We start from the raw sequence: 17008 nt of genomic DNA, 5'->3' as shown, positions 1-17008 counted from the left end.
AATCTTGATAGGGAAGGTATGGGAAAGAATGAGAAATCTATCTCTACGGCTGATGCCGGACAGTGACGATATTGTTCACTCATTTTTCCACGACGCAGCTGATGCACTCTACGTCCTCGATCTGGAAGGACAAATGATCATGGCGAACACCGCTTATACAGCCACATACGGCTGGAGTGAGGAAGAGGCGATGAACGAGCCGTTCTGCTTCATCCCGGGCGATGCCATTAAAGAATACGAAGCGCTATGGCAGCGGATCCGTTCCGGTGAGCGGGTATCTGGCTACAAAACAACAGCTAGGCGAAAGGACGGCAGTTTATTTCCTGTCAGTCTCTCCTGCTCCCCGCTTCGGGACAAAGCAGGAACAATCGTCGGCATCTGCACCATATCGAAGGATACCACCGCCGAAACAAAAACAATCGAAGAACTCCGGGAAAACGTAGCACAGTACCGTCTGCTGATCGAAGCGACCAACGATATCATCGGGATCTACGACCTCCAACTAAAGCAAAAGTTCATCTCTCCCTCTATTCAACTTCACTCCGGGTTAAGCCAAGAAGAGTACATGTCTGCCGACGTGACAAGCAGAATTCACCCTGACGATCTCGCCCGTGTCACCTCTACCTATCAAACGTTGGCAGTAGAAAAAAAGACTGTTCAGGTGGAGTACAGGGCCCAGCATAAAAACGGCTCATGGGTCTATCTGGAAGCCCGAGCCGTCCCGATCCTCAACGAGCGGCAGGAAGTGGAAAACATCCTGGTCGTAGAACGAAATGTAACGGAACGAAAACAAAACGAAGAGTTTCTCCGTAAAACGGAAAAACTCTCCGTGATCGGCCAACTGGCCGCCGGGATCGCCCATGAAATCCGCAATCCGCTGACATCACTCAAAGGGTTTGTCCAGTATCTGCAGCCGCTGCTGCCCGAGCACAAAACATTTACCGACATCATGCTGTCAGAACTGGAACGAATCAATCTGATTGTGAGTGAAATGCTGATCCTGGCAAAGCCGCAAAGCCTTCAGATGAAGCAAAGGGACGTCCGGGATATCCTGAGTAATGTGGTCACTCTGTTACGATCGGAAGCCAATCTGCAAAGCATCGATATCATCACCCAGTTTGATACGACTCCGCTGCTGGTCGATTGTGAAGAAAATCAGTTGAAACAGGTTTTTATCAACATTTTGAAAAACGCAATGGAAGCGGTCATCCACGGAGGCAAGATCGTCATCCAGGCCAGCAAACGAGACGACCAGATCTTAATCCGCTTTGCCGACAACGGCTGCGGTATTCCCTCTGAGCTGATTCCCAAGTTGGGAGAACCGTTTTATACGACCAAAGATACCGGGACCGGACTTGGCTTGATGATCAGCAATAAAATCATGAAGGATCACGGCGGGCAAATCCAGATCACCAGCCAACGAAACAAAGGAACGACGGTAGACATCGCACTGCCGATTCGATCCTAAATGATCCCGTTTCCATTCAGCACTGTTCCACCAATCCGGCCAGCAGAGCAGTCCGCTTGGGTACCTCATCCAGATAAATAAACTCATTGGGCGAGTGGGCATATCCACCTCTGGCGCCCAATCCATCCAGCGTCGGTGCACCACAAGCTGCGGCAAAATTGCCGTCGCTGACGCCACCGGTGCCCGATTCCGCCAATTCGAAGCCCAACTGATCGGCGGCAATCGATTTGGCCAACAGATAGAGACCCGCAATCTGCTCGGTCCGCTGCATCGGGGGGCGGCGGATACCACCGCTCACAGTAAGTTTCGTACCGGCCAATGTAGGCTGCAGCTTTGCCATCAATGCTTCCAGACGAGAAGCTTCTTCTGTCGTCTTCATCCTGACATCAATCTCCGCTTCCGCCTGGTCGGCGACCACATTGGCGCCAATCCCACCTTTGATCAGTCCGACATTTACCGTTGTCCCGATCTCATAATCGGTCAGCGAGTGCAGATATTTGATTTGTCCGGCCAGTTCCTCAATCGCGGAGACACCTTTGCCGTGATCGACACCGGCATGGGCTGAGATTCCCTGCACTCTCAACCGGTAATGCGCACTTCCCTTGCGCCATGTTTTTAGCGCTCCACCCGGCTCCGCCGGTGGTTCCAGTACAAAGACGGCTGCCGAGCCGCGAGCCTCCTGCTCAATCAGCGAACGTGATGACGGGCTGCCAATCTCTTCGTCACTGTTGAGCAGCAGGACCACTTTTTTGTCCATCGGCAGCCGATCCGCTAACAGCAGCAGGTGCAAGGCATACATCGCCTGCAGCACCCCTGCTTTCATATCGTATACGCCAGGGCCGTATGCTTTCCCATCCTCGACACGAAAGGGGCGTCGTGCTGATTCCCCCAGCGGCCAGACCGTATCGTAATGTCCGATCAAAAGGATCTGCTTGTCACCACTGCCGACCGTACAGCGAAGCTGGTCTCCATAGGTCGGATTGGCAATTCGCTCTACCCTGCCATCCGTCAACTGTACAAACTGTCGTGCATACCACTCCGCCATCTGATCGCCTTGTCGTTTGTCCCTGGAGGGAGAATCTACGTTAACGCTTTGTTCAAGCAACTGTAAAAATTGGTGCATCTTCTCTTGCATATTGGTTTGAACCGACATGGTCTTCTCCATCTCCAATTAATGTGATTGGGAGTTAAGCCCGAACAACCGCTCCAAGCCGTATACTTTTTCCAGCAGCACGATGAACACCAGACTCAACAGGATCACGACGGTGGAGACCGAAGCCACCAAAGGATCAAGTGTCTCCTGCATGTAGCTGAAAATGGTCAGCGGCAGGGTTGTCGTGCCAGGTGCAACCAGGAACAGCGATACGGTCACGTTGTCAAAGGACGTCAGGAACGAAAAAATCATTCCCGAGACGATCGCTGGACGGATCAGCGGAAGGGTAACATCCCAAAAGACGCGCAGAGGTCTCGCTCCAAGCATGTATCCGGCTTTCTCCAATGTGTAGTCGAACGTGCTGAGACCGGTCAGCACGAGCCGCACGACGTACGGGATCGAGATCAGGATATGGGCAAGCAGCAGACCAGTAAACGTCCCCGCTAACCCGATGCGGGTAAAAAACATCAACGCAGCGATCCCGATAATCAGTGTAGGTACGGTAAGCGGAGACAGCATCAAGGCGTTCAACACACGGCTTCCGCGAAATGTGTATTTGGACAGGGCGAATGCCGCCAACGTTCCGATCAATGTGGACAGTACCGCCGTAACGGCGGCCAACTGCAAGCTGAACAAAAATGAATCGATAAACTCAGGCCGGTCAAATATCTTGGCATACCACTGCCAAGAGAACCCGTCCGGCGGAAAGGCGAGGTAGCCGGCAGCTGTAAACGAACTGGGGATAATGATCAGAAACGGCAGGTTGACGAGTATCAGGACGACAATCGTAAGAACTCCAAGCCAATTGATCTTTTTCATGCCGAGAACACCTCTTTATACCGTTTCGTCTCCACCAGCCGTGCAAACAGCGTGACGAGCAGAATGCTGCTCCCCAACAGCATGAAGGCGAGCGCAGCGCCCAACGGCCAATTGAGTGTCGTCATGATTTGTTCATACGCGCTCACCGGGATCACCTTGACCGATGTGCCCCCCATCAGGGCTGGCGTGACGAATGCACTCATCGACAAGCTGAATACCAGTGTAATCCCCGCCACCACTCCGGGCAGGCTGAGAGGCAGCGTAACGGTAAAGAACGTGCGGATGTGGGATGCTCCCAAGATCGCAGACGCTTTGTACAGGGAGGTGTCGATCGCGTACAGACTAGTGGCAATCGCCAGCACCATGTAAGCGATAAAGGCATCGGTCAAGCCGATCACCACGCCTAGCTCGTTGTACAGCAAGCGGAGCGGCTGATCGATCACACCCAGCGAGAGCAGCGTCTCGTTGATCCAGCCTTTCTCTCCGAGGATCACCACCCAACCGAAGTTGCGGATCACCACGCTAATGAGATGAGGTGCCAGAATAAGCATGGCCACGATGCCCCGCATACGTCCTGATGCTCCGGCCATAAACATGGCGACGGGAAAGCCGAGCACCAATGTGCACAGCACTGTCCAAAGACTGACCCGAATGGTGCGGCCCAGAAGTTCCAAGTAGTATGGATCTTGGACCAGCAACAGGTAATTCTGCAGACTGAACTGCTCGGTCTCGTCTTGTAAGCTGAGCAAGAACATCATCAACATGGGAATGAGAAACACGCCCAGCAGAACGATCATGCTGGGGGCTGTTAAAAGCAGGATAGACAGGCGCCTCGTCATCTCGCATCCCTCTCGGTCGGCATCAGCAGAACATCCTCACGATTCCAGCTGCAGCCTACTGTCTGCCCCTGCCTCAGATCGATATCCTGCTCCATCATCTGCACTTTTACCGAGAGCAATTGCTCGCCAATCCGCACCTCACACTCGGTAAAAGCCCCCAGGAACGATGTCATGACAAGCTGTCCAACACCACCGTTTGCCGCCATTTCCTCAGCTGGGAACAATCTGATTTTTTCCGGACGGATAAACACGTGAACCTCCTGTCCTACATCGAACGATTGCCTTTGAGCCGCTGTCTCGATAACCAATCCACTGTCCGTCAACACAGTAAACCGATCCTGCCCGACCTCCGTCACCTTTCCGGTCAGCTTGTTTGTTTTGCCGATAAAGGTGTGGACGAATTCGGAAGCTGGATGGTTGTAGATCTCGGCGGGCGTACCGATTTGTTCGACATGGCCATCGTTCAGCACGACAATGCGGTCGGACAAGGAGAGTGCTTCCTCCTGATCATGGGTAACAAAGATCGTGGTTACGCCGATTTCCTGATGGAGCCGCTTTAATTCGTCACGCAATTCTTCACGCAGTTTCGCATCCAGGTTGCTGAGCGGCTCATCGAGCAGCAGCAGCGACGGTTCAATGACCAGCGCCCGTGCGATGGCAATCCGCTGCCGCTGTCCGCCGGAAAGCTGCTTGGGATAACGATCAGCGACCTGCGGTAATTTCACCAGTTTGAGCACCCGCTCTACCCGTTCCGCAATCTCCGCCTTGCCCACTTTGCGCAGCTTCAAACCATACCCCACATTTTCCGCCACTGTCATGTGCGGGAACAGCGAATAGGTCTGAAACACCATACCTAACTCTCGCTTATAGGGAGGAACGCCGTTCATCCGCTTTCCCTTGATCAGCAGATCCCCTCCATCCGGCTCCAGAAACCCGGCAATCATGTTTAATGTGGTCGTCTTGCCGCAGCCGGAGGGGCCGAGGAAGGAGACGAACTCTCCTTGCTCGACCTGCAGATTAAAGTTCTTTACCACGACATTGTTCTGAAACCTTTTTTCGATGTTGCGCAGTTCCACGTCGATCATGTTGCTCAAGATGACACCTACTTTCCTGCCAATGGTGCGACTTCCTTGTTGAAGCGGTCAAGCCACTCGGCTGTTTTGCTTGCCACTACATCGTTGTCAAACGTCACTACCTTGCTGCGGTCAAACTCCAGCATTTTCGCTACATCATCAGGCAGCTTGACGTCTACCGACGGGCTGTAGAACAGGTCGGTCGCATACATCGTCTGGATTTCATCGGTCAACAGAAAATCAATAAACGCCTTGGCCGCTACCGGATGTTGTGCTCCTTTTACCTGCGATGCGACGGTCAGCACGGCGTTTCCTCCCTCTTCCGGGAAGACGAATTCGAGCGGCAGACCTGAGTCTTTCAGCACCAGACTGCGCGCCATCGTCCAGGTGGTGTAGGCGGCACTTTCGTTTTGCAGGTTTTGCATCAGTTGGGCAGAGCTTTTGGCAAAGGTAGGCATATACCCTGCAATGATCTTCAACTTCTCAAAGCCAGGGTCCATATCTTTCTCCGATCCACCGTTCGCATACGAGAGCATGATCAGTGGAGAACGTCCGAAGTTGCTGGTGATGCCAGCCATTGTGATGTAGCCCTTCATCTCTGGTTTGGTCAGATCGTTCCAGGATTTTGGGATCGGCAGTCCTTTCTCCTCAACCAGCTTGGCATTGTAGGAAATGCCGATCGGCGTCACGTTCACGGTAACGCCACTGTTATCGCTTACATGATACTCTTTGGGAACCTTGTTCATGTTAGGTACGTCTTTTTCTGTGATAGGCTCCCAAAGTCCAGCTTGGTGCCCTTTCTCCTGCTCGCCGCCTTCAATCACAGCCACGTCAATCTGGGGCGCATTTTTCTGTGCTTTCACCTGGGCGACGATCTCTGTTGAGACACCAGGAACATAAGTAAGCTTTACGTTTGGATATTTCTCATTAAACTTTTTGAAAATCTTGTCTTTCATTAACTTCTCTACAGTAGAACCATTGCCGGCAACTACCAGTTCTCCTTCCATTTGAACCTCGCTGCCTGCATTCCCTCCCGACGTCGTCTGATTAGATGCAGCGGGTTGGGGCTCGGAGTTCCCACAGCCAGCCAGCAGCAATCCAACCAGCGACATGACGGATAATACGGATAATGCCTTTTTCATCACGACAATCAACCCCTCTTGTTCTCAAATGTTGTTCACTATATATGAACAGTGTTTCCAATTAGGAAACTACTATGCTATACTAGCATAAAGGGACTGACAATTCAACTAAATCTGAGAAAAGCACCACGCCGGGTTGTCGATTGCGCTTTCCACGTTTTTTTGCTTGAATTGTGGTAGACTAGTAATTATTTTCCTAAGACTGATTTTTTAAAGGGGCTTTATGACGATGGAGAACTTCCTTTCTTCTGTACGTAACAGCTGCAAGCTTTTAAAAGTGTTTCTAGATTCCCCCAAAGAGTTGGGTGTCACGGAGTTAAGTAAGCGGTTGCAACTGTCAAAGGGGGCCGTGCACAAGATCTTGGCAACGCTTGAGTCTGAAGGATTTATTCGGCAAAATGAGGCAACCAAGCAGTACACTCTGGGATACACGTTATTGGAGTTGGGCAACAAAGTAATCAAAAACCACGATATTGTCGACTTTTCTGCTCCCTACCTCAATCAACTGCTTGCGCAGACCAAGGAATTAGTGGTTCTTTGCATTCTCGACAAAACCGATGCACTCTACGTTGCCAAACTGGATTCACCTCATCCCATCCGCTTCAACGTGGAAATCTACCGTCGTTTTCCGCCTTATGCAACGAGCGGTTCACGTGTTCTGCTTGCCTATCAATCCGATGCCTTCCAGCAGGAAGTACTGTCAGATGTGGAGCTAAAAAAATACACGCCGCAATCCTTTGCTAGCGTGGAGGAGATTAAAGAAAACTTGCGGCAAATCAAAGAGAGAGGCTATGAGATGAGCTGGAATCGCCGCAATCAGGGAGTGACGGGAATGGCTGCTCCGGTGTTCGACGCAACCGATCAGGTGGTTGCAGCTGTGAGCGTGATTGGTCCAACTGACCGTGTGCAACCGCAGGTTGACTCGATCCGCAACCATCTGCTTCAGATCACATCAGAAATGTCGGAGCAGTTGGGGCACAGACCTTAAAAAGAATTGGAGCTGCGAAAAGAACCAGAGCTATGGCAGCAGGCGCATTCTCGACGATTTGTCCTGCTGTCCAGCCTGTTGGAAGCGATCCGTTTTGTCCCAGACGGGCGCTTTTTTTGTTCGCTTCAGCTTGATTTGGAAGTAAAGCGCCCGCAACAAAATGAACAGCCAAAGCTGGGAATAGGAAAAGTACATCACGAACGATACGAGCAAATCCAGCGGCCTGATCACTTTGTCAACCATTTGGGCAGATACGAGTTGAACATAGTAGATCAGCCACGATTCAAACCAGAGGATCAGCAGAGGCACCTGTACCGCCTGGGCCAGATCGGTCATGCCAAACAGCCCGAACAGAAACCAGAGATCCGACACCAGGAGGAATCCGGTAAAGCACACATAGACCAACAGCAATTGGGCTGTATTGAATAGATTGCGCCCCTTGAACATGCACGGGTTTTTCATCGCCTTTTCCAGCAGATACAGATTCCCCTGCATCCAGCGTGTCCGCTGCCTCAACCATACCCTGATCGTTTCCGGCTCTTGTTCCCAGGTGCGAGCCTCTGGAACGATGAGCAAGAGCCCTCCCCGTTCTGTCAGTGTCACGGTTAAATCGGCGTCTTCTGCCAGCGCATACGGATCATATCCACCGGCATCCAGCAAGTCTCGTCGTTTGACCAGCATGTTGGTGCCGGTCAGTGACCCGAGCTGAAACAGCATCCAGCGGCCGGACTGCATCAGCAACTGAAAGGTGGAGAACTCCAGGGCAATCATCCGGGTCAACCAGTTGGCCGACTCGTTCATCGTCTTCACATAGCCGACGGCACCGACGGCACCGGGAACCGTTTCCGCTGCTTCTACCAACAATCTCACGCTCTCCGGCTCTGGCTGATTGTCTGCATCGTAGACACAGATGTAGTCCGACTCCGTCACGGAGATGCCGTAATTGAGCACACGCGCTTTCCCTCTGGGCTCGCCTGGCGGGACGTGGACATGATGAAAATAGGGGTATGAGTGCTCATAATACTGAGCAATCTCTCCTGTCTCATCCTGAGAACAATCATTTAGCACGTAGATCTGCAGATCGCCGGGATACTTGATTTTGCTCATCGCGTACAGGGTATCAGCGATAACAACCGCTTCGTTGTGGGCCGGTATAAGGATCGCTACACTAGGGTAACGCTCCAGTTGCGACGGTGGTTTGCTCCGCACCCGATAGAGCAGGCCCGCCACCGTCAGGAGCGAATAGTAGAACAGGAGCAGCCAGAAAAAGAAGGTAATGATCATCAGTAAGCTGCTCATGCCGAGATCTCCTCAGCAAAGGCCGTTGTCTCCCGTTCAAAGGTGGTCCAGTCCTCAGCGATTTGCTGTATGCGAACCTGCAGCATCCACATGTCCAGATTAGGCTCCTGCACCACTTTCTGCTCGAATCGTTCCAAGACGGACTCGACACCTTTACGGTTGGTATTGGTCAGAAAGACAACCAGCCGATCGCAAGCCAGCTTGCCTACTAGATCATAATCTTGGCGAACCGTCCGCAGCAGGATGGCCACCACTTTTTCGTACAGGACAGGCTGTTTGTACGGCTTGCCGTCCTGTTCGCCAACGATCTGAATCAAGAGGCAAAACCCCTGCTCGCCTCTTCGTTTTACTCCGGTAAAAAGCAATTTTGCCTTTTCCATGAATTCATTGAAGGTTAGCACACCCGTGGATGGTTCCACTTTTTGCAGTTCGGCCACCTGGCGGCGAAGCTGCTTCAGTTCTTCCCTCTGCTGTTTGATGCTGTAGACGAACAGCCAGACCGCCGCAACTGCCAGCGTCCACACGGTCTGCCTCCAGATCAACGCACCTTGCAGCCCAAGCTGGATATCCCGGTCAAAGGAAACCCATAAGGTGTAGCCCACCAAGCCCATCACATACACGATCAGCAGCGTAAATCCGTGCATTCTATGCAGGAGAAGAAAAAGCAGCCCCATGGCGAGGATGCTTCCCGCCAACACGTACTGTTCCGCCTGCGACAAAGAAATGATCCCCAAAGCAAGAGATGTCAGCAGCAATAGAAACATCGCGCCAACGCTCGTCATTCTCTCCACAGTACACACAACCTCTTGTTCAGGATGTAGGAATCAGAAGCTTGCCAAGTAGTCCCTCCTGCGATGGACATCATCACGTCCTCAACAGAGACGAATGGAAGCCAATCCTCTTCAACAATACCCTAGAACAAAGAGCTTGCAATCACTCAATTTATGTAAGATTACGGAAAGGATAACCAGCCTGACAACCGAACCAGGGGTCGGGGTCATTCAACCATTTAAGAATCGGAAAGCCTGCCAAAATGCTTGCGGGAACTGAGATAGTGAGCGATCAGATAAATCACCATGTAGACGGGAAACGAATAATAGTGCTCCCAGTTTCTCGGTTGATACAGTTGCAACCAGACAAACAAGGGCTCACCTACAAATGCGGCCAGTCCTGCAAACAACACAGCCTTCACAAATGGAGACATGTTGGGTCTAAACTGGAGCAGAAACAGCACAGTAACAGGCATTAAGGTAACATCCCAAGGCTCGTAGGCAGGAAACCAAGGGAATACTTCTGCTTTGTAATACCACAGCCCGTTCCTGACACCCAGAAAATCAAGAAACGCGGAGATCATCATCACAAAAAAACCGGCATACATCAGGCGATGCGTGCTCTCTCTCGTTCGAAAAAACAACCACAACACCCAGGGGACAATACTGAGAATCACCCCTAACCACCAATTGGGGGTAAACAAAATCTCCTTCTGCCACAACGCTGCCATCCGGTCGTCGAGCAATATGTTTTCCTGATACAGTTTTTCGATTTGTTTTTGAACGGGTTCAGATAACTGCATCGGTGCTCCCTCAACTTTCGCGATCCTATCCATTTAGTATTTCCACATCTCACCAATCCATGACGCGATTTTTCTGTGAAATGAGGCACAAATCCGCTTTCTTTAACCTGCTGAAGAACGCATTTGAAGCGATACCTGAGAAAGGCAACTGTCACCGTCAAACATTTTGTCAAAGATGAGCAGGTCTTTGTCATCATTCAGGACACGGGAGTAGGGATCCCGCGAGACCGTCTTGAACGACTAGGCACTCCTTTTTTCTCCACGAAGCCAAGTGGAACCGGAATATGTGGAAGGTCAAGGGATCCGGGAGTTCTTTTTGGAAAACCGAGCCGCTTTTGAGGAGCGATTGCTGGCAGAAGCAGTCAATGTGCGAGACAAGATCGAGGAGATAAACGCTATCGGCAACATTAATCTATTACATAATGCACACAAGCTGGTGCTCTATATCGTCGAAAACAGGGAGCACGAGATGATCACATTTGCCAAAGTGGAAGGGGAAGCATGGGCAAAATATTCTTTGACGCTAGCCTTTAAACTGGAATGGATCCAGTCGGTGCGAAGGGCGATGTGGAATTTCCTGTACAATTACGATCGGCTTCGTGGAAATGAAAGCAACCGTGAAGAATTCTTTGCACTGGAGAAACAGATCAACGAGATGGTCGATCATTTCCTGAGCTGTTTCTTCCTTAGCTATTCGCAGTTTAAGGACAGGCTGATCCAGGTGCAGCGCAATCTGGTTGAAGATTTGTCCGTTCCGATCATACCGGTAACGGAAGCAGTCTCGATCCTTCCCCTGATCGGCGTCATTGATTCATACCGGGCAAGCACGATTGAAGAGAAGGTGATTCAAGCCGTAGGGAATACCCGGATTGAGAGCCTGATCCTGGACTTGTCGGGAACGGCCAACATGGATCCAGAGGTCATTCAGCACATGCTGAAAGTAATCGAAGGAATCTCCATGATGGGGTGCAAAACGATTGTGACCGGTATACGACCGGAAATCGTCAGACAAATGATTCGATCCGGATTAACATTTGAACACCGGGCGGAGACAAAAGGGACGCTGCAGCAAGCCCTGGCCGACTGCCTCACTATTCAAGTGTGATCGATATACTTTCATAAACAGGCCAACCGGATCCTGGAATTCGGTTGGCCTGCTATTTGTCATTCCCTCAAATTGTCGTATCTTGAATCCCTTCTGCGTCACTTCGTTTTGACCAGCTCTCTGCGGTTCTCCGCTTGCGGAGGCTGTTCCATCCATCTTCGATTTACCATAATGGAAAATCCTTCTTCAGCATACAGGATGATCTCACCGATGACCTTGCTGTAGTTTGCCGCCAGATCGGTCCTCATCGACAGGGAGAGAGCATGTCCTACCAGTGTGATATCAATGGAATTCAGGTAATGAAAAAGGCTAACAATCAACTTGTCCGAAAAGGGAGACGTAGTGGAATCCGTTACCTCCATACTGACTGGCACCGTTCCCAGCAGCTCCTCCTGAATCAACAGATCGTTAAACAAACGAATCTGTTTTTCAGAGATCGCCTTACCCTTTTTTAAATATCGTTGGATTTCCTTGTCTTTCACCACCTGCAGCAGCCCCAGACAGATTAATACGGCGAAGTAGTTGCGCTCGATGTTTAAGAAGATTTCGGTGAGCTCTACTGCATTGAGCGGCCTTTTTTTGCCTAGTAGTCCCATCATGTAAGAATGCTTTTGGACGTACTCCACCTTTTTGGGATAAGCGATCATCGGTGGTCGGTCGTAAATCCCTTTGGACAACATGAGTGACGTGGAATCGTTGTAAATCTCTGCTGCCTGATTGAGACAAGATGTAAAAAAGGTACGGACGTCATTTCGTGCGGTACTGGAGAGCACAAAAGCGTAATTGACCATCGACATTCGACTCATTGCGTATACAAAGCTTAACGTGAATGGATCGTAAAAGAGCGGTGGAGCAGTCAAATCAACATCCTCGCTCGTAAACCCGTTGGGAGTCGGGAAATTCTCCTCCGCAAAAAGCGCCCGGATCTGCTCCATACGTGACAGGGAGTACGACAATGCTTTCTGCAGAACGTTTTTTATCTCCTCATCTTGGAGATGATGGAGAAAGTACTTCTGCATACAGACGGTCATGCTTTCTTGCTGGTACGTACCCCACAAGCCCCCTATTTCGGGACTAGAAAGCCTGATATTCCGCTTCATACTGCCCCCCTGCCAATACAGATTTGTTTCTCTAGGATTCCGTGTCAGGCTAACCTTTATTCTTCAATGAAAACGGGTCGAGCCACCGCCATGACGCATACAGCCGTAGCGATTAAAAAAGATGGGGATGATACATTCAAATATACTTTTGACTGTAACATCAAATCCTTATATGATAGAAAAAAACTGCCAAAAAAGCGGGTGATACACATGCCGACTAGAGCAGATTGCTGTGAAGTTTTCTGTTTTGATGAACAGAAAGTAAATCGAGTAAAGTCAGATTTGACAACTCAAGATACAAGAACAGCTGCACGGGTGTTCAAAGCATTGGCTGACGATACGCGGATGAAGATTGCATACGCACTCTGTGTGGAGCAGGAGTTATGTGTCTGTGACGTAGCCAATATCATCGGTTCAAGTGTCGCTACCGCGTCACACCATCTGCGCCTGCTGCGAAATATGGGCTTGGCCATATACCGCAAAGAGGGAAAATTGGTCTTCTACTCTCTCGATGACGACCACGTCAAGCAGTTGATTCTGTTAGCCATGGTACACAGCAAGGAGCGTGAATAACGTGGATGAAAGCGTCAAAAGAAACATTTATCGGGTAGAGGGTTTTACGTGTACAGGCTGTGCCGCTACCTTTGAAAAAAACGTGAAGCAGTTGCCGCATGTCCAGGACGCCCAGGTTAACTTCGGTGCAGCGAAACTAACGGTTGTCGGAGAAGCGTCCATCGCAGAACTGGAAAAGGCCGGAGCGTTTGAAGGCTTGAAGATATACCCCGAATCAGAGCGATCGGCTGGCCGCAAGGAACCGTTCTGGCATCGAAAAGCGACCATCCGCACCGCCATTTCGGCGTTGCTGCTGCTGACCGGCTGGCTGCTTGGCGCGCAGTACGGCGACGAGAACAGTCTGTCTGTTTTCAGCTATGGTCTGTCGATCCTGATCGGCGGCTATACACTTTTCTTAAAAGGAGTCCGCAATCTCGTCCGCCTCCAGTTTGACATGAATACCTTGATGACGGTTGCGATCCTCGGAGCTGCCGCCATTGGCGAATGGGGAGAAGGGGCAATGGTGGTCTTTCTGTTCGCGATCAGCGAGGCCCTGGAGAGCTATTCCATGGACAAGGCAAGAGAATCGATTCGATCACTCGTCGAGATCGCGCCAAATGAAGCCCTGATTCGCCGGAACGATCAAGAGATACAGGTGCCTGTGGACGAGGTGCGTGTCGGAGAGATTATGATCGTCAAACCGGGGCAGAAAATCGCCATGGACGGCAAAGTAATCACGGGCGCCTCCTCGGTCAATCAGGCAGCGATAACCGGTGAGTCGGTCCCCGTCACCAAAGATGTTGACGATGAGGTATATGCTGGGACTCTGAATCAGGAAGGGCTGTTGGAGGTATCCGTAACGAAGAGGTTCGAAGACACGACGCTGGCAAAAATCATCCACCTGGTAGAGGAAGCACAGGCGGAACGGGCTCCCTCCCAAGCGTTTGTCGACCGATTCGCCAGTGTATATACGCCTCTCATCATGCTGACAGCATTGGCCATCGCCGTGCTGCCCCCCCTGTTCGCTGGAGCAAACTGGGCGGAATGGATCTATCGGGGGCTGGCCGTGTTGGTTGTAGGCTGTCCCTGTGCACTGGTGATATCCACGCCCGTAGCGGTCGTGACCGCGATCGGCACGGCTGCCCGCAACGGTGTCCTGATCAAAGGGGGCATTCATCTGGAAGAAGCAGGCAGGCTTTCTGCCATAGCTTTTGACAAAACAGGAACACTGACGAAAGGTGTACCGACGTTAACCGACATCAAACCGGTTGGCTCCCTGCCCAGGGATGAATGTCTGATCATCGCAGCGGCGATCGAGAGAGGGTCGCAGCATCCGCTGGCCTCGGCGATCATCAGGCAGGCCAATCATTTGGGCAAGCCGATTCCCGCTGCAGAAAGCTTCGTCTCCCTTACCGGAAAAGGAGCCAAGGCAGTAGTGAACAGCACGTTGTACCATATCGGCAGTCCACGCCTTTTTGAAGAGATCCTCCCCGGTGGAATGGATCAGTCGAACCGTCAAGAGATTGCCACCCTGCAGGAACAAGGAAAAACCGTGATGCTGCTTGGCACGAAAGAAGAAATCATCGCCCTGTTCGCCGTGGCCGATGAGATCCGTGAAACCAGCAAGCAGGCATTGCAAAAACTTCATCAGTTAGGTATCGGTCAGACAGTGATGCTGACCGGAGATCATCAAGCAACGGCTGCGGCAATCGCCCAACAGCTTGACATCAGCGATGTGGACGCGGGATTGCTGCCACAGGATAAACGAGAAGCAATCAAGCGATTGATCAACAAACATGGTCATGTGGCGATGGTAGGGGACGGCATTAACGATGCGCCGGCTCTCGCTACGGCCACGGTCAGCTTTGCCATGGGCGGCGCAGGCTCAGATACGGCTCTGGAGACGGCAGACATCGCGCTGATGAGTGACGACCTGTCCAAACTGCCATTTACGATTGCGTTAAGCAGGAGGGCTCTGGCCATCATCAAGCAGAATATCACGTTTTCCCTGGCGATCAAGGCTGTTGCCCTGCTGTTGATTTTTCCAGGCTGGCTGACCCTCTGGATGGCGATATTTGCCGATATGGGAGCTACGCTCCTGGTTACGCTTAACGCGCTGCGCCTGTTGCGTATAACCAACTAGAGACGGTAGCAGGTTCCGACAAGGATTCCTGCGAGAGGCGTTGAACAAGGTTACCTTGAAGAAACTAGCTTACTTTGGAGTGCGTACTTTCAAAAATCGGGCGTATGCCTGATAATCGGTATATTACTGTGTACGGAATCATTTGCGGTTCCTACGGAGGAGGAGACCATGAAACTAAGAGTAGCGGCTGTCCAATACCATCTGCATACCATCCGCTCATTCGCAGATTTTGCCAATCAATCGGCCCATTATGTGAAAACAGCCGAGGAATTCGGCGCCGAGTTTCTGTTGTTCCCTGAGTTTTTTACCACTCAATTGATGTCGATCGGAGACAAACAAGGCAACGCCCTGACGATTCAAGACCTGCCCGACTTCACAGAGCAGTACCGGGAGTTGTTTTCGTCCTTAGCCGAGCAAACGAACATGCACATCATCGCAGGAACCCATGTCATCCGCAAAGACGATCGGCTGTACAATGTGGCCCATCTGTTTTATCCGGATGGCAGGATTATCGAACAGCCCAAGCTGCATATCACGCCGACAGAAGTGAAGGAATGGGGGATGACTCCAGGGGAGAATCTCCAGGTTTTTGAAACAGACAAGGGAACGATCGCGATGCTCACCTGCTATGACATCGAGTTTCCCGAGATCGTTCGGATGGCGAAGGCCAAGGGAGCGGATGTGATATTCTGTCCGTCTTGCACCGATGACCGGCATGGATTCCATCGGGTCCGCTACACCAGCCATGCGCGAGCGGTAGAAAACCAGGTATACGTCGTCACTACAGGAACAGTCGGGTCCCTGCCAACCGTTGACTTTATGCGGGCCAATTTCGGTCAGGCGGCGATCATCACTCCTAACGATATCCCATTCCCTCCACGCGGCATCTTGGCAGAAGGAGAAATTAACGATGACATGATCGTGACCGCTGACCTGGATCTGGAACTGTTGTATCAAGTTCGTGAAAGCGGCTCGGTTACCACTTGGCGTGATCGACGTACCGATCTCTATCCGGATTGGAAATAAACAAGCGAGAGCTAATCTACTCTTTGAGGGGGAGGCGCATGTATTGCAAAGAGTTTTACGTTTTTGACCAGGATCGGCCAATCCCGGCTGTCATCCGCAATTATACCGAACAGGACTTTCCCGGGTTAATTCGCATTCAGCAGGAGAGTTTTCCTCCTCCATTCCCGTCTGAACTGTGGTGGAATACCGAGCAACTACAAAACCACGTGAGCTTGTTCCCGGAGGGGGCCCTGTGTGTTGAAGTAGACGGGGAGATCGCCGGATCGATGACCGGCTTGCTGGTCAACTTTGACCCGGATCATCCGGAACACACATGGGAAGAAATCACAGATAGCGGCTACATCCGCAACCATGACCCAAAAGGCAATACCCTTTACGTAGTCGATATTGGCGTACGCCCTGCTTACCGAAAGCTAGGGTTGGGAAAATGGCTGATGTTATCGATGTACGATGTAGTGGTTCATAAACGCTTGGAGCGGCTGTTGGGCGGCGGCAGGATGCCTGGCTATCATCGAAAGGCAAATGAGATGACTGCTGAGCAATATCTGGAAGCTGTCGTAAAAGGGGAGCTGAAAGATCCTGTCCTCACCTTCCTGCTGCGCTGTGGACGCACCCCCGTTCAGGTAGTGGCCAACTACTTGGAAGATGAGGAATCTTGCCATTATGGGGCGCTGATGGAATGGAAAAACCCTTTTTGCCCGTCACTACCTTCGCAAGGAGAATGATGA

General features: G+C 51.3%; 17 protein-coding genes. 8 read left to right on the top strand and 9 right to left on the bottom strand.

Annotation, left to right across the window (positions count from 1 at the left end; genetic code table 11):
* Positions 1 to 28: 28 nt before the first annotated feature.
* The gene (locus LOK74_RS00870) at positions 29 to 1468 is read left to right on the top strand and encodes a PAS domain-containing sensor histidine kinase (protein WP_230044651.1); all 1440 of its coding nucleotides are present in this window, start codon (positions 29 to 31) and stop codon (positions 1466 to 1468) included.
* Between the two features lie 16 nt (positions 1469 to 1484).
* Here LOK74_RS00870 and LOK74_RS00865 read toward each other — a convergent pair whose 3' ends face one another.
* Genes LOK74_RS00865 through LOK74_RS00845 form a run of 5 tightly spaced genes read right to left on the bottom strand, consistent with a single transcriptional unit; the run spans position 1485 to position 6497 of the window.
* The gene (locus tag LOK74_RS00865) at positions 1485 to 2621 is read right to left on the bottom strand and encodes a M20 family metallopeptidase (protein WP_230044650.1); all 1137 of its coding nucleotides are present in this window, start codon (positions 2619 to 2621) and stop codon (positions 1485 to 1487) included.
* Positions 2622 to 2639: 18 nt separating this feature from the next.
* Entirely contained in the window at positions 2640 to 3440 is an 801-nt protein-coding gene (locus tag LOK74_RS00860; protein ID WP_230044649.1) for an ABC transporter permease, read from the bottom strand.
* Positions 3437 to 4279, bottom strand: a complete 843-nt coding sequence (locus LOK74_RS00855; RefSeq protein WP_230044648.1) for an ABC transporter permease — start codon at positions 4277 to 4279, stop codon at positions 3437 to 3439. The genes LOK74_RS00860 and LOK74_RS00855 overlap by 4 nt, the downstream gene beginning before the upstream one ends.
* Positions 4276 to 5373, bottom strand: a complete 1098-nt coding sequence (locus LOK74_RS00850) for an ABC transporter ATP-binding protein (protein WP_230044647.1) — start codon at positions 5371 to 5373, stop codon at positions 4276 to 4278. Before LOK74_RS00850 ends, LOK74_RS00855 begins: the two co-directional genes overlap by 4 nt.
* A gap of 8 nt (positions 5374 to 5381) precedes the next feature.
* Positions 5382 to 6497, bottom strand: a complete 1116-nt coding sequence (locus tag LOK74_RS00845; protein ID WP_230044646.1) for an ABC transporter substrate-binding protein — start codon at positions 6495 to 6497, stop codon at positions 5382 to 5384.
* A 226-nt stretch (positions 6498 to 6723) separates the two neighbouring features.
* Here LOK74_RS00845 and LOK74_RS00840 point away from each other — a divergent pair, with 226 nt between their 5' ends.
* Positions 6724 to 7482 carry an IclR family transcriptional regulator gene (locus LOK74_RS00840; RefSeq protein WP_230044645.1) on the top strand — a complete coding sequence of 253 codons (759 nt, stop codon included), beginning with the start codon at positions 6724 to 6726 and terminating at the stop codon, positions 7480 to 7482.
* Positions 7483 to 7512: 30 nt separating this feature from the next.
* Here the strand turns inward: LOK74_RS00840 and LOK74_RS00835 are convergent, their stop codons facing one another.
* The 3 genes from LOK74_RS00835 to LOK74_RS00825 all read right to left on the bottom strand — a co-directional run bounded on the left by LOK74_RS00835 (position 7513) and on the right by LOK74_RS00825 (position 10354).
* On the bottom strand, positions 7513 to 8781 hold the full coding sequence (locus LOK74_RS00835) for a glycosyltransferase family 2 protein (RefSeq protein ID WP_230044644.1): 1269 nt from the start codon (positions 8779 to 8781) through the stop codon (positions 7513 to 7515).
* Positions 8778 to 9572, bottom strand: a complete 795-nt coding sequence (locus LOK74_RS00830; protein ID WP_230044643.1) for a PleD family two-component system response regulator — start codon at positions 9570 to 9572, stop codon at positions 8778 to 8780. The genes LOK74_RS00835 and LOK74_RS00830 overlap by 4 nt, the downstream gene beginning before the upstream one ends.
* Before the next feature lie 218 nt (positions 9573 to 9790).
* Positions 9791 to 10354 carry a CBO0543 family protein gene (locus tag LOK74_RS00825; protein ID WP_230044642.1) on the bottom strand — a complete coding sequence of 188 codons (564 nt, stop codon included), beginning with the start codon at positions 10352 to 10354 and terminating at the stop codon, positions 9791 to 9793.
* Positions 10355 to 10477: 123 nt separating this feature from the next.
* Here LOK74_RS00825 and LOK74_RS00820 point away from each other — a divergent pair, with 123 nt between their 5' ends.
* Positions 10478 to 10693 (top strand): ATP-binding protein, encoded by a 216-nt coding sequence (locus LOK74_RS00820; protein WP_230044641.1) that lies wholly within the window; start codon positions 10478 to 10480, stop codon positions 10691 to 10693.
* Positions 10671 to 11459, top strand: a complete 789-nt coding sequence (locus LOK74_RS00815; RefSeq protein ID WP_230044640.1) for an STAS domain-containing protein — start codon at positions 10671 to 10673, stop codon at positions 11457 to 11459. The genes LOK74_RS00820 and LOK74_RS00815 overlap by 23 nt, the downstream gene beginning before the upstream one ends.
* A 98-nt stretch (positions 11460 to 11557) precedes the next feature.
* Here LOK74_RS00815 and LOK74_RS00810 read toward each other — a convergent pair whose 3' ends face one another.
* Positions 11558 to 12559 carry a DUF3231 family protein gene (locus tag LOK74_RS00810; protein WP_230044639.1) on the bottom strand — a complete coding sequence of 334 codons (1002 nt, stop codon included), beginning with the start codon at positions 12557 to 12559 and terminating at the stop codon, positions 11558 to 11560.
* A 210-nt stretch (positions 12560 to 12769) separates the two neighbouring features.
* Between LOK74_RS00810 and LOK74_RS00805 the strand changes: the two genes are divergently transcribed.
* From LOK74_RS00805 to LOK74_RS00790, 4 genes are all read left to right on the top strand, one after another.
* Positions 12770 to 13132, top strand: coding sequence for an ArsR/SmtB family transcription factor (locus LOK74_RS00805; RefSeq protein WP_230044638.1), 363 nt, complete (start codon positions 12770 to 12772; stop codon positions 13130 to 13132).
* Between the two features lies 1 nt (position 13133).
* Positions 13134 to 15254: a heavy metal translocating P-type ATPase gene (locus LOK74_RS00800; RefSeq protein ID WP_230044637.1), complete on the top strand. Its 2121-nt coding sequence runs from the start codon at positions 13134 to 13136 to the stop codon at positions 15252 to 15254.
* Positions 15255 to 15422: 168 nt separating this feature from the next.
* Positions 15423 to 16280: a carbon-nitrogen hydrolase family protein gene (locus LOK74_RS00795; protein WP_230044636.1), complete on the top strand. Its 858-nt coding sequence runs from the start codon at positions 15423 to 15425 to the stop codon at positions 16278 to 16280.
* Positions 16281 to 16318: 38 nt separating this feature from the next.
* Positions 16319 to 17005, top strand: a complete 687-nt coding sequence (locus LOK74_RS00790; protein ID WP_230044635.1) for a GNAT family N-acetyltransferase — start codon at positions 16319 to 16321, stop codon at positions 17003 to 17005.
* The last annotated feature ends 3 nt before the right edge of the window (positions 17006 to 17008 follow it).

Source organism: Brevibacillus humidisoli (assembly GCF_020923435.1).
In the GTDB taxonomy this organism is placed as follows: Bacteria; Bacillota; Bacilli; order Brevibacillales; family Brevibacillaceae; genus Brevibacillus_E; species Brevibacillus_E humidisoli.
This window is presented reverse-complemented; position numbering and strand designations above follow the sequence as displayed.